The following is a 14,619-nucleotide window of genomic DNA, read 5'->3' as shown; positions in this document are numbered from 1 at the left end:
GTGGCCCAGTTTATGATATGTTAAGTAATGTATTTGATAAATTGAGCACTAAGTTGTCTAATATCATTTCTTAATTAGCAATACTTATTGTTATAGTGATATAAGCCACGCCTTTATAAGGGGTGGTTTATTATTTTAAGGTAATTTATGCTTGCTTCAAGATGAAAAATAAACTGTCGAAAAATAAAATAAGTATTATTAACGGTTAGCATAATAAGCTTAAGTCCTAAGTTTATTATTGTGAAAATTGCATTTCTTTTAATTTATTTATACTCAAATTTACTAATTGATAGCTCACATTTTATATTGCCTATTTTCAACTCATAATAACTTAGAGATATATCTAAATTTCTTAATAATTTTAATATTGTAAATAGCTTAATTATCCTAACAACCAGATGACCACCCAATAAATTTTCAATAAAATTTCATATAATCACTATTATTTTTACTAAATAACAAGGATTCTATTATTTTTACAATTAAGCTCATGTTTTATATTGATTTAATTTTTGTAAAAATTTAAATAAAATTTACATTTAGCACTAGCAAATTTATACTATTTCGCATATAATGTGAAAAGTTTACAATAATAAAGTAAAATAATTATAAAGAAACCGTAAATTTAAAAAGAATTACTATGTTTATCAGTTAGCTGATTGTGTAAAGTTGCTGAATTTACAAGTGGATTTACCAAAAAATAAACGCAATATAACTGCGAATATATATACAATCATTGTTTTAAATATTTCAGCAATGTTTTTAGTACTTTCGATAAAAATTCTATACGGTTCATGATGTTTTAGGGAAAGCATTTGATTCATTTGAGTTAAATGGGATCATTGCTTAATTACTATTCTAGTATCTCTTTCTTTATACAAAAGATATTGATGTTGAATAGTTTAATATCATTTCAATTTATAAGATAAAAGTTGCTGATACAATATATTGCAAGTAGCTTTTGTTAGTTAGGGGCTCGAACAAAAACGCTATGGCTAATGAACAATTTAAGTTTTCTAACGAGTGGGGAAAGGTTCGTGATTTAGTATTTCAAGTCCTAGATCTTGATTTAATTGATCAATTTAAAAAAGAACCTAACCGAGTTTTACGTGAAATACAAACTATAATCCGAGATATCATCAATTCAGGTAGTGCTTATATTACAGCAGATGAATCAAATGTATTAGCCGGTATGATCTGTGATGAGATCGTGGGTTATGGACCAATTGACTCTTTAATGAAAGATGAAACGGTTAATGATATTTTAGTTAATGGTCCTGATAGTATTTATATTGAGCGAGGCGGAATTCTTAGTAAAACTGATAAATTTTTTATTAGCGAACGACAATTACTAGATATTGCAAGACGACTCGTAAATAAAGTAGGAAAAAATATTGATGAATCGCACCCTTTAGTCGATTCAAGGATGCCTGATGGCAGTCGTCTTAATGTTGTTATTCCTCCAATAGCCATTGATGGTACATCAATGTCAATTCGTAAATTCGGTAATGGTCACCGAACATTTCATGATTTAATTAAATTCGGTTCATTGAACGAACATATGGCTAATTTTTTAGTGATTGCTGCTCGTTGTCGTATGAATATTATTATATCGGGTGGAACGGGGTCAGGTAAAACAACAATGCTTAATGCCCTCTCTGGATTTATTGGTGAACATGAACGTACCATCACACTTGAAGACGCCGCAGAATTAAGACTTCAACAAGAACATGTAGTTAGAATGGAAACTAAAAGTGGTGGTGAAGATGGGCGTGGCAAAGTAACCATGCGTGATCTCTTAATTAATGCCCTGCGTATGAGACCAGATAGGATTATTTTAGGGGAGTGTCGTGGTGAAGAAGCATTTGAAATGCTACAAGCCATGAACACCGGTCATAGTGGTTCAATGTCAACACTTCATGCTAATACGGCTAAAGATGCATTAGCGCGTTTGGAAAGTATGATTATTATGGCTCAGTCTGAATTACCTATTGCTGCAATTAAGCGTTACATTAGTTCATCTATAAATTTTATTATCCAAGTCTCACGTCTACCCGATGGTCAACGGAAAGTGATGAGTATTACAGAGGTTATTGGATTAGAATCGGGTAATATTGTTACTCAAGACGTATTTGAATTTCGCGTTAATGACGAAAGGGATCCTCATGGGAAAATTCAAGGCGAATTTGTTTGTAATGGATTAGTTAAACGTTCAGCTCTTTATGAAAGTGCTCAATATTATGAAATGTCAAATATTTTAGAAAAACTGATGTTTAGTGCCATGGGAATTGAATAATGATTATTATACTTTCGATAGCTCTTATTTTCGCTGCTCTTATGAACCTTTTTTCATTGCGTCGTCGTAGGGAACGTTTACAGGTTTTCAATAATATTGAACCTAAAAGTATATCATTATCGAATTTGATTGAAAATCAAGTCCCTGGTCGAGAACAATCTTTTTCAGATCAAGTTGTCTTTGGTATTAACGCTTGGATCAAATTTAATCTTCGTCTATTAATGACGGGACAATCAAAATCTAGAACGATAATTTACATTTTAATAGGAACAGTTGCAGGTATTATTTTAAATAAGAAATATGTAGGTTATGACAACTACCTAGTAATCCCTTTAAGTCTTATTTTTACTATAGCAGTCATTTGTATTTATAGAAAAAAAAGGCTTAAAACAGAGTTTTATAATAATTTTCCAGAAGCATTAAATATTATTACAGGTCTTGTTGCTTCTGGTTATGCAATTGCTACAACCTTCAAAACTTGTGGGGCTAATATTGAAGGAGTAGTTGGCAAAACGTTGAAAGAGGTTAGTGATAGATTGGAAGTAGGGGATAGCGTCGAAAATGTATTGATCAATTCTTATCTACAGCTTCCTTTTCCTGAATATTATTTTTTTGTTTTAACGGTAATGGTTAATCTTGATAGTGGTGGCGAACTAAAAGAGATTTTTAGCCGATTAAGTAAAATGTTAACAGACAATCGAATTATGGCTAAAACTAGAGATGGTAAAACGGCTGAATTAAGAATGACCATGTGGATTTTAGGTGCTATGCCTTTTCTTTTTATTGGACTACTCAGGCTTGTCTCAAAAGAAAATTATAACTTTTTAGTAAACACTGATGGGGGTCATTATATTATTTACTATGTTATAGGCAGTGTTGTTATTGGTTTTCTAATTATCAAAAACTGGATTAATAAAATTATTTAAATTATGAATATCTTATTAAATATAACAATCTCGTTCTTTCTTATCGTTGTTGGCTGTAGACAGTTGTTTAATATCTATTTGCTTTATCGCAATCGAGAAAGGGTTGCTTTACTACTCAATAATGAAAGTCAAGAAAGAAAGTCTTCTAAAAAACGCGTGAATGAGAAAAATGTTGCTTTTGAAAAAATTGTTGCAAAAAACAGTGTATCTATAAGCTTTTTAAGAAGTTTTCAGGATAAAAATAGCTGGAAAGTTTATGCCATTATTATTGTATTTTCGATTTTTTATTTGATAAATGAAATCTCCAAACTTATTGAAATTAATCCAAATGTATTATTGATTATTTTGTTATTGATTGTCATTTTTGTCATCATCGTTCCGGATATACTTGTTAAAAGACAAACACAAAGACAGATTAAAATTGTTTCACGAGATTTACCTTTGGTTATTGATATGATGGCGATTATGGTTAGATCGGGTATGACAGTCGAAAGTAGTTTTAGATATTTAAGTACAAGAGTGAAGCCGATCAATAAAGATATCGCAGCCATTTTAGAAAGAGCTTGTTTAATGATGGATGTTAATGGTATTGAACTTTCAATTGATCTAATTCAACGAGAAGTGCCTAGCAAAGAAATGAGAATGTTTTGTGCAACATTAAAAAGAAGTATTAGTTATGGTAACTCAATTTATGATGCTCTGTTAGATTTATCAGCTGAGATAAGAGAGATGCAGAGGTTAACGATAGAAGAACAGATTTCTGCGCTTGCTGCTAAGCTGACTATACCAACGATGGTATTTTTTCTAGCGCCAGTTCTTGTGATCATTGCTGGGCCTGTTTTTATGAATATTGTGTCAACGTTTAATAGGATGTAGAGATAATGAATTATTTTTCCAGATGCTGTAAATCAAGTAGGCTATTAGAACCAAAATTTATGGTTGTATGTTCAGTGATACTTTTTATTGTTGGGTGTCAAAATAGTACATTAAAATATGATATGAATGAACAACAAAAAATTTATATTAACGAAACAACAAAAAATTATGGTGGTTTAATTGAATTGTATAAACAGCGCTTGAAACGTGAAGATACAGAAGATACAAGACATAAACTTGCTAAAGTTTATTATCTTTCTAATGATTTTAATGCTGTGAAAAGAGTTTTGGATCCTATTATAAAAAATACCGAAAATGATGGTATTCTTATTTTATACGGTCATGTTGAATCTAGATTAGGTCACAATGATGCGGCATTAAAATATTTAAATAGGGCAATAGAAATCAATAGTAAAAATGGTGAAGCATACAATGTAAAAGGTATCGTATTGCTGAAAAAAAAACAATATGATGCTGCAAGATTTGCATTTCATGAAGCTAGAGATAACTTTTATGATGAAAATAAAGTTACTAATAATTTAGCAATGCTATCGATCTTAAATAAAGAATACAGCGAAGCTTATAAACAGCTCAATATTTTATATACTAAAGGATATCGAGATCAAACCATTCTTCACAATTTACTTTTTACATTAGTAAAGTTGGATAAAATGCAATTAGCTAAGTCATTTTGCGTTGCACATAGACTATCTAATGAACCAGATATCTTAGTTCAAGAGTTAAGACAAATTGAGCCAATAGAGGCTATTAAGTTTAATGAAGTTAAATCTTCACAAAATGATAATCAAAAACAATACACAATTGAGAAAGCAGCAGAACAGTTAGCGTCTAATACAAATGCAAAAATTATCCCTATAGATAAAAATACAACTAAATCAATAAAATCAGCTAAGTCAGTCACTCCCGTTAAGTCAGACTTCAATGCTAAATTAACAAATATGACCAAATTAGATGCGACGGATTCTTCAAAGATGACTAGCTCATCGACTAATGTTCCACCTGTTTCCCTGAAACAAAATAAACAAACCGTTCAAAAAACATCTACTCAATTGGCTATCTTAGTGGTTCGTTCTGGGGAACATGGAAAGTTTAGTAGGATAACTTTTGAAACTGAAAATAAATTAAGTAAAAAAAATTATTCAGTTGAAAAAATTTCTCCTACAGAATTTAAATTGTCATTTTATGGCGTGACGCTTCCTGCTGAGGGAATTAATCAAATTATCAAACATATTTCAAGTAGTGATCGCGATTTTGCAACAGTTACAGGAACCTTAACCGCTGAAAAAACATTAATTCTTAAAATAAAAACTAAACAAAAATCAATAGTAAAAGATTTTTATGCTGGACCTAATTCTAAAGGGAAAGCTCATTGTTTCGCGTTTGATTTTTATTTAGAAAAGAAATAAGTGCAAAGGAAAAGTAAAAAAATAATATAGTACGGAGTGGAGTTTGCATGAAAGATAAAAAATTAATTGTTTTATATTTAGCCATGATAGTTGTGGGTCTGGCCTTACTTTTTACTAAGTCAGCCCCTTCAACTGTTGAGCCACCAGATCCAATAGTGGTGATTGAACCGCCTAAAAAAGAAGAGCCTAAAACTGAGTTCATTAATGTTGCTGTGGCAAAGCATAATATCGATAAAAAAACAATCTTGACGAAAAATGACTACTATTTTAAATCAATTGAAGTTGCTATTGATAAAGAAAGACCTAAGTTTATAACTAATGCGGCTGAAATTGATGCTCATGTTGTAAAAAACCATATTGCTAAAGATACTATATTTGAAGAAAGTCTTATTGTATCCCCAACTTCAAAAGATTATGTGATGTTAGCATTAAAAGATGGCAATTATATGTTTCCATTTGCATTAGATCCACTTGATTCTTATTTAGTAAAAAATCTTAAAGAAGGCGATCTGGTTGATCTTTATGTTTTTTATGCTGATGAAACAGAAAAAGGATCAAATATCAGAGAGAATAAATTTGTTTCCCCTGGTCGTGATTTCGTTAAAAATCGCATAAAACCAATTATTGTTGGCAAGAAAATTTTATTCTTTGATCACGAAGAAGGTTTAGACAAAATTTATAACAAAAATGATGTTCCTAAAATTCAACTAGAACTTTCTAATCAGGAAATTAAGTTATTAAGAACATTAATGGCGAACTCAACAATTATTATGTACCCAAGTACTTTCAAAAAAAATGTTGAAGATGGATTACGTCTCTTAAATGATAAAGAAAAAAATTGGCCTCTATCTGAAAAAGATATTTTTTCAGGAACACGAATTAATTTGTTAAAAGGTAACTAAGAATGCTAATAAGAACTAAATCAATTATTAAAGTGCTCAAACCTCTAATCTGTTTATTATCTATTGGTTTTTCTTCATTGGCTTTTGCTAATATTCACAATTTACAAATCGGACAAAGTAAAACACTAGTGTTGCCAGAAAATGTCGGGACCGTTTTTATTAGCCAAGACAGTATAGCAAATTATGAGGTTGTTGGTGGTAAATCACTGATTATATATGGAAAATCAAACGGAAGGGCAAGTTTAATTGTTTATGATAGCGATAATAATATCATTATTAATGACACTATTAATGTCGATCCGCTTTTATATCAAATTACAAATCGATTAGCGCAAAATTTTCCAAATAGTAATGTAACAATCGATCGTTATGATAGTGGGGAGTTAAATAGTAAATTTGTGTATATATTATCAGGTACTGTACCAGATACTACAACAAAAGGTAAAATTTTGGCCCTTATAGGGTCTTCAATTGGGCAAAATGCAGAACGGATTAGAGCGGAATACAATAGTGAAGGGAGCTCTGGAGGTATTCCTATTACATTCCAAGATTATTATACTTACAGCAATATAATCGATAATATCAGAGTAATACAAGAATATCAGGTTAACGTGCAATTAACGTTCGTTGAAGTTAGCAAGGATTTCACAGATTCCCTAGGTATTGAATGGCAAAGTTTGACCCTCGACAGCATGATAAATAATGAATCTGTTGTCAATTCTATTGGTGAGTTTTCACTATTAGGCATAAAAAAAGGATTAAACATACATAATATAACCACCATGATCCGTGCCGTAAAAAATGATCGTTTGGCTAAAGTATTAGCTCAGCCTAATTTATCTGTGCTCTCTGGTGAAACTGCATCGTTTTTGGTCGGAGGTGAGATTCCTATTGTAACTAAAAACAAAGATGGCGATGCTAATGTGACTTATAAAGAATATGGTATTAAGTTAAACATTAGTACAAAAGTAAATAATGATAAACGTATAAGATTATTCATGGAAAATGAAGTGAGCTCAGTTTCTGGTTCGTACGCTTTTAATAACTATAATATTCCTACGTTGTCATCTCGAAGAACAAGATCCACTATTGATTTATCTGATGGTGATAGTTTTGTCATTGCGGGATTAATTAATGAAAATGATCAGGAGCAATTATCTCGTCTTCCTTTTATTAGTGATATTCCAATTTTGGGTGCACTAGCGCGAAGTTCAACAACGAGTCGTTCTAAATCCGAGATGGTAGTTTTTGCAACAGTGAATTTAGTAACACCAAAAAATAGTTTTGATAGTATTGAATTACCAACTATAGAGCGGACTGATGTAATCAATAGTTTCTTTAATATTAAAAACAATATTAATAAGCAAAGAAATAATACAGTACCAGCTTCTAACGAAAGTGAAAAATTTATTAATGACATGGGCTTTATTGAATAAAAGGTTATTGGGATTCTTATGCAATTATTTGGAAATATAAAAGATACAGATACATCAACAAATTCTCCTTCACAAGAATTCGTTGTTGGAAGAATATCTGGCTATAAAGTAGCTATTGTAAGTAAAAGAACTGAATTAATTGAAAAAGTTCGTTCTGTACTATTTCTATATAACATATTGGGTATGGAGATTATTTCATTAACATTATCTGAGTTAAAAGAAACGCCAAATTGGAATCAGTTTGATGCAGTTATTATAGACATTCAAAATGCTGATGATGCTGAACAAATAACAGAAAATATCAATCGTTGTATTCCTATTCAAGCGACAACAGTACTTATAGGTAGTTATGATTCAATTCAGTTCTCTGAATTTTTATTAAAAAAAGGAATATATTTCTTATTGGAAAATAGTCAATTAGAAAAAATTCCAGATATTTTACATAAAAGAAGCATGACACCTCCAGGTTCAAGTCAAAGAGTAGGAAGTGTTATTACCTTCTTAGGTTGTAAAGGCGGAATTGGAACTTCATCATTGGTAGTTCATACACTCAAGAAAATTAGTGATTTAACCAATTACCCACTTCTTTATATACAAGGTGCAACAACAAGCTCTAATGCGGATTTTTTGTTTGAAATGCCAATACCTGATGATGGTTCATTAATTGATGTTGGAAATTCTTTGCAGGTTAAAGTAGAAACTAATGAAAAAGCATGGAACTATAAAGACCTCCATTCTGGTGAATTCAACATTACTATTATTGATCAGAATATGGGATTATCTTCATCATTCAAACATTTTGAAGAAATAATAACGTTTTCTAACATTATTTTTATTGTAATAAATAGAGATCCCTATTCTATTAAAGTGGCTAAGAAGATGCTAACAGAAATCACGCGCGCCAGTGCCACAAATTTTGATTTACTCAACAAGCGTTTTTTAATTTGTCTCAATGATGATATTCCTTATGATAAAAAAAATGCTTTGCGTGATTCAGATATTGAAGATTTTTTAGAACGGAAAATTGACTTTACTCGTAAATTTATACCAAGTATTGATAAATTTAAGAAAGCAAGTGATAGTGCAGAAATAAAAGAAATAGCCGCTGCTATTATTGGCAATAAAGTAATGAATGATGATCAACAGAAAGCTTTTTTTTCTTTATTAAGAAAAAAGAAAAATCATTTTTAAGACAAAGTAGAGTAAAAATATGTTGAAATATTGGGAATTTTTTTTTAGACAAAAAAATGGAGTTGTTTCAATACAATTTGCCATTATTTTTCCTTTTTTACTTATTCTTTTTTTGTTGGCGTTTGAATTTAGCCGAGTTATGATTATTGGCTCGGCTTTAGATTTAATGACTACTGAAATAACAAGGCAGGTAGCCATCACAGAAGAAGACGATTATGCTGAGAAAATCGAAGATTTAATTCAATCTGAAGTTCCTTTATGGCCTTATGTCGCTAATCCTGATCATTTTGAAGTTTCTGTAAAGTATTGTAAAAAAATAAACGACATCATCAGTAACAATTGTCAAACAACACTTTCTGATGAAACCAACTTATTGCTATTTGATTTGAAATATCAATATTCAGTTATATTTTCTGAGTTTTTTAGTTTTCTTGACACCGCATTGGCCAGAAAAACTGTCGTTTACCGTGAGTTTATTAAAAGTGAAATGGAAAACAAAGGAAATTGGTAATAATGAAAGATTCTAAAAACTTTTTCCATAATAAAGATGGAGCATTGTCAATTGAGTTTGCATTTTGTTTCATATTGTTTTCACTCATAGTTTTCATTATTTATGATGTGTACACAACTATTATGTTACAAAATAAAATAGAACGCGCAAATTATACTGTAGCATCAGTTTTTCGTGAAAGATCAACTTTGTATAAAGATAAAGTCAAACGAGCTGGGGAGGTCCTTTCCGCAGGTTTATGTGCCAATAGAAATGCTTGTTATATTTCTAGTGAATTATTTGATTCACAACAAGTCAATGAGATGAGTAAATTAGCAAGCTCATTATTGAATAATCGTGAAGTTGCTTTACAAATAGAGGCTCTGTTTATTTTACAAGATCCCGATAATATTGAAGATTTGGAAAAAGCCAAATTAGTAACTTATGGAAAAAAAATTCTATCTTGTTCTAAAGGTACATGTGGTAATAATTCAATTAAAAGCTATTTTAATTCTTTACCAGCCATGGACGATCCTTCAAATAATTACCAACAACTTGCTCCTTATGCCCAAAAATTTGTAGATTCATCAAATATGTTGAGTGGGCGTTGGATTCCTTTATATCGGGTTTCAATGTGTATTGTCAATGAAGACAGCCTTTTTTTAAATTTGGTAAATCATACTGGACAAAGCTCAGATGGTATCGTACCAAATCTATGTAGTAACGTTGTTGTGTTGTCACGTTGTAACAATTCAAGAATTTGTCCTACTTATTATTAAATACACTTTTGAGACGATAATATGAACAATAATAGCCAATTAATTATAAGAAATCATAAAGATTCTTTTTTCAAGTGTACTTCTGGAGCAGTAGCAATATCTATGGCAATTATGCTCCCTGCTATCTTTACTTGTGTGGCATTTTCAATTAATCAAGCATACACTATGCGCAATCGGGCTAAGATATCTGAGGCTACTAATGAAGCATCATTAGCGGTGATAGCTATAGATAACAGAAATGTTGATGATAAAGCAAAAAAACAAAATCGAAAAATCGCATTGAATTATATTAATTATTTCATTTCTAAAAAAATTGGTGATCACTCTGTGTCAGATGCAAATTTATTAGAACCGGGGTCCAAAATTAAAATAGATTATAATGGAGATAAAGAGGAATATTATATCGCCTATAACCAAGCGTTTAACGAATTTACTGAGATTAAACTTCATGATGGTCAACAACCTCAGCCAATTGTTGTGGGTAATAAAACAGAAAGCTATGGGAATACTAGAAAATATCTAATTCGAGATTCATTTGATTTCGCTTTTATCAGTGATTTTTCTTCTTCATCAACATGTCAATATAGTAATGTAAACTGTAATAATTATTCTTCAAATAATAATGCTCAGCGACGTCTTGACTATATGAAAGAGGCAATAACAGACATTATTGAAAAATATAAAGATTATCCAGAATACCAATTTGCATTAGTGCCCTATGATATTGGTGTCCCAGTAGAAAGCCAAACTAAGAATGCAGCTGGGGGGCAAAGTTATGATTGTTCTGTTATGTATAAAATGAACCAACCTTATAATTCTATCGATTATAATTTTTGGGCAAACAAAAATATTGGGTTTACAAAATGGAGTAAACTGAAAAAAGATAAAGTTATTACAGATTATTTGGATAAAAATAATTATTTTCCTAAGCATAGAAAATTGTTAACTTACTATATGGATAGTTCTTATTATAACTATTATGCACAAATAATTGGACCTGCATTAGGTTTAGAATATGGTAATAATCAAGCATTAGTTGATGCTGGTTTATGTAGTTTGAGAACTGATTATCAAGATCGAATTGAAAATGGTTTACATGAATATGCTTGTGGCACAGACAGAAAAGATCATCCAGAAAAAAATAGAGTCCTCATAAATACTCAATATGCTGCAGTGGTTCAAATGTTTGATTACATGTTCTCAGGAAATTATAAAGATGTACATTATTCATTTGCTAACACTAAAACAGTAGATGTAGAAGGTACTATTGATACTTTATTCAGCGATACAAAGAAAAATATTATAACATTTGAGCGTCCTATTTCACCTGTACTTGCGGAATTTTCACCTTTTATGGGCATGTGTCAATCACCGTTATACAGTAATAATCTTATGAATAAAAAGATGATTCGTGAAAGAACGGTAACGGATGATATGTATAAAGAAATAGCAGAAGGAAAATATGTTAAGAACTTTGAATCTGCCCCTCATTTAATCCCTTTCAGTGATGATAGAGATCATAATAATAATATTTTAACAAGTATAAAAAAGACAAATTGGATGCCAGGGGGAGGTACTGACACCATAACAGCATTATTGAGAACCGTTCCTGTAATGGCTAAAGGTAATGGCAACAATAAAGTTATGATTATTATTAGTGATGGTAAAGATGATACCGGTGCAGGTGTTCTTAGAGATGATTTTTTAGATAAGGGTGTTTGTCAGGCAATAACATCAGGATTAAGAGATAAGAAGAATTTTGATAAAGGTTATCTTACAAATCAGGCTAAAAGTGCAATTATTTACTATATAAAATTAAATCCTAATGCGAGTAATTTAACAACTGATGCTCAATATGAAGCTGAGTTCGGTAAGTGGTTTACTAAATGCATGAACGGTAACCCAATATTCTTAATGGAAGCAAAAGATAGGAAGTCTTTGACCGCTGTAATAAGTAAAGTCATTGGAATTGAAACTGGAAAATTCATCAAAAAAAATCAGAATGAATATTAATAGGGCTAAAATAGGAGTAATAATGAAATGAAATCAATAAGAATAATAGTGATGTTTTTGACTTACTTTTGTCTTCCTGCTATAGCCCATTCAGAAACTGATGCTGTAATATTATCAACCCAAACAGGCGTGAAAGCAACTACACGCCTAAACCTGATACATACAGGGGTTACTGTTGAAAATGGTGATGTTTGGGTTTGGGGTTATAGAAATCAGGGGCTGCAAGGTAATGGTGTTTCGTTCGTTCACTGGAGGAGTGTGCCGGCGAGAGTACAAAAATTCGTTGATGAAGGGCTTACTATAATGCAAGTTGCAGCAGGAAGATATCATATTATTGCACTTGATGAAAATGGTGACGTATGGGGTTGGGGCCGTAATTATAACAGACAAGCAACAGGTGGAGTGGGAACCGATTCCATTTTTGTGGCCACACCTGTCAAAGTTTTATCTGGTAAAAGGGTTATCGATATCTTTTGTAACGAATATACATCTTATGCTTTAACTGCTTCGGGCGATGTTTGGGTTTGGGGAAGAGGAAATCTTGGTGAAACAGGACTTAACAATTTACAATTTAAACAAAAACTCCAACAGATTCCATCAAGTTTTTTTAACGACAGCCGAGTGAGAACAATGGGTGTTGGTTATCGAAGTGCTTATGCTATTACTCGTTCTGGAACTATATTTGCTTGGGGCGTCACTGTAAGCAATAAATTCTGTCCAGAAAATCAGAGATCTTGTGTTTATTCCATTAAACCAGTAAGGATTAATAATGCTTTAGTACAATCTAATTCAGGTATTTCTTCTGGTCAATCTATAAAACAAATTACAGGTGGTTATGGTTTTTTGACTTATTTAACCTATGAAGGTGAAGTTTTTGGAATGGGGAACACTTTATATTTACCCGATGGCAAATTAAATGAAAATATTAATGAAGAGGATGATGATGATGAAGAATGGAATGATAATGGTGAAACTGAACACATAGAAAATGAAGATGAAGATGAGAAAGATGCTGAGGATGATAGAAAAGATCCAATCAACATAACTGAAAGTCCTATACCTATCCTAGGTAAAAGTGCAGCAAGTGAAAAAGCGGCTGCACACTCAATTTATTGTCGTTATCGTGGATGTGTTGCTATTACAAAACATAAAAGTTTACTAACATGGGGTATAAAAGGTTGCAGTCGTTTAAATGAGATACTTTATGGTAAAAAGTTAATTGGTTCGGTAGTGCAAAGAAAACTTAATGGAATATTGACTAAATTTGATGGGGGCATGGAATTTTTATTTTATTGGAATGAAGATGGTGATGTTTATGGTGTAGGTAATGGCTGGTATTATAAATTAGACCAATCTAGTGTCCTTGACCGAGATTGGACTGCGCCAAGAGTGGAATTTTTGATGAATGCTATGCACGATGTTTACGGTAAAGATCATGTTTTAGGACAAGTACAGTAATGATTAATCAAGAATTATTTAATGACACTATTATTTTAACTGTTTGGTTGTGTTTGTTGATTTCTTGTTATACGGATATAAAATATCGAATAATTTCAAACTATATTGTCATAGTTATATTTGCTTTGGCGATGTTAAATTATGCTTTTGGTCTTGGGGCACTAAATTATGGTGCGTCTGGAATATTTTTAGTTTGTGGTTTATTGATGTTTTATTGCCAAATTGCAGGTGCTGGAGACATAAAATTAATTACTGTACTTTTGATAACTGTTCCTACAAGTAGCATAATGTTTTTCTTAGCAGTGACTACATTTTTAGGGTTACCTCTGGTAATTATTGCAATTATATATAAATGGTTAAAAAAAATAGAGGGTGGTATTACATTACCTTATGGTGTTGCAATTACAGGTGGTTATATCTTGACTTCTTTAACTTTCTTTAAGGTATTAATTTAGATATAGATTTTGAATAGTTATTTTAAAGTGAATAAACTCTAATATCAATTCTATCCCTCTTAGTTAAAACAATAGCTAGAGGGAGTCAAATTCCTTCCAAATCTTGTTCTTTTTTAATCAATGAAAATTCGATAATAACAGTCTACTCCTATCGTCACTATTTTCTAAACTTTGGAAAGGATAAAGATGGCGGTTCAAATTTCAATTCATCGCAAAGAAATCCTGAGGTTAAGCAGTGAATCCGGTAATTTTCAATAAAGGTAAAAAAAGTTGCAGAAATCAATTCATAGTATTTGTCTTATTATTTAATAAAATTGATAAGAGTTTTTCATTTTTATTAAGCTATAGTAAATCATTTTCTAAAATCTCT

Annotated in this window: 12 protein-coding genes; all 12 read left to right on the top strand. The window is 31.1% G+C overall.

What is annotated here, in order from left to right; all coding sequences use genetic code 11:
• Window positions 1-991 precede the first annotated feature (991 nt).
• The 12 genes from J3U13_RS05250 (at window position 992) to J3U13_RS05195 (ending at window position 14,249) form a co-directional block, all read left to right on the top strand.
• On the top strand, window positions 992-2,296 hold the full coding sequence (locus tag J3U13_RS05250; protein WP_267340613.1) for a CpaF family protein: 1,305 nt from the start codon (window positions 992-994) through the stop codon (window positions 2,294-2,296).
• Window positions 2,296-3,222: a type II secretion system F family protein gene (locus J3U13_RS05245; protein WP_267340612.1), complete on the top strand. Its 927-nt coding sequence runs from the start codon at window positions 2,296-2,298 to the stop codon at window positions 3,220-3,222. Before J3U13_RS05250 ends, J3U13_RS05245 begins: the two co-directional genes overlap by 1 nt.
• 3 nt (window positions 3,223-3,225) lie before the next feature.
• On the top strand, window positions 3,226-4,098 hold the full coding sequence (locus J3U13_RS05240) for a type II secretion system F family protein (RefSeq protein ID WP_267340611.1): 873 nt from the start codon (window positions 3,226-3,228) through the stop codon (window positions 4,096-4,098).
• Window positions 4,099-4,220: 122 nt separating this feature from the next.
• Complete coding sequence (locus J3U13_RS05235) at window positions 4,221-5,525, top strand: tetratricopeptide repeat protein (protein WP_267340610.1); 1,305 nt, start codon at window positions 4,221-4,223, stop codon at window positions 5,523-5,525.
• Between the two features lie 47 nt (window positions 5,526-5,572).
• Window positions 5,573-6,427: a hypothetical protein gene (locus J3U13_RS05230; RefSeq protein WP_267340608.1), complete on the top strand. Its 855-nt coding sequence runs from the start codon at window positions 5,573-5,575 to the stop codon at window positions 6,425-6,427.
• 2 nt (window positions 6,428-6,429) lie between these two features.
• Entirely contained in the window at window positions 6,430-7,863 is a 1,434-nt protein-coding gene (locus tag J3U13_RS05225) for a type II and III secretion system protein family protein (RefSeq protein WP_267340606.1), read from the top strand.
• Window positions 7,864-7,881: 18 nt separating this feature from the next.
• Entirely contained in the window at window positions 7,882-9,054 is a 1,173-nt protein-coding gene (locus J3U13_RS05220) for a hypothetical protein (protein ID WP_267340605.1), read from the top strand.
• Window positions 9,055-9,073: 19 nt separating this feature from the next.
• The gene (locus J3U13_RS05215; RefSeq protein WP_267340604.1) at window positions 9,074-9,565 is read left to right on the top strand and encodes a TadE/TadG family type IV pilus assembly protein; all 492 of its coding nucleotides are present in this window, start codon (window positions 9,074-9,076) and stop codon (window positions 9,563-9,565) included.
• 2 nt (window positions 9,566-9,567) lie between these two features.
• Window positions 9,568-10,323, top strand: a complete 756-nt coding sequence (tadF, locus tag J3U13_RS05210; protein WP_267340603.1) for a tight adherence pilus pseudopilin TadF — start codon at window positions 9,568-9,570, stop codon at window positions 10,321-10,323.
• A gap of 21 nt (window positions 10,324-10,344) precedes the next feature.
• Complete coding sequence (locus J3U13_RS05205) at window positions 10,345-12,336, top strand: TadE/TadG family type IV pilus assembly protein (protein WP_267340601.1); 1,992 nt, start codon at window positions 10,345-10,347, stop codon at window positions 12,334-12,336.
• Between the two features lie 27 nt (window positions 12,337-12,363).
• Window positions 12,364-13,794: an RCC1 domain-containing protein gene (locus J3U13_RS05200; protein WP_267340600.1), complete on the top strand. Its 1,431-nt coding sequence runs from the start codon at window positions 12,364-12,366 to the stop codon at window positions 13,792-13,794.
• A complete protein-coding gene (locus J3U13_RS05195; RefSeq protein WP_267340598.1) occupies window positions 13,794-14,249 on the top strand; it encodes a prepilin peptidase in 456 nt (151 codons plus the stop codon). Before J3U13_RS05200 ends, J3U13_RS05195 begins: the two co-directional genes overlap by 1 nt.
• Window positions 14,250-14,619 lie beyond the last annotated feature (370 nt).

Source organism: Gilliamella sp. B2887, assembly GCF_026537015.1.
Lineage (GTDB): Bacteria > Pseudomonadota > Gammaproteobacteria > Enterobacterales > Orbaceae > Gilliamella.
This window is presented reverse-complemented; position numbering and strand designations above follow the sequence as displayed.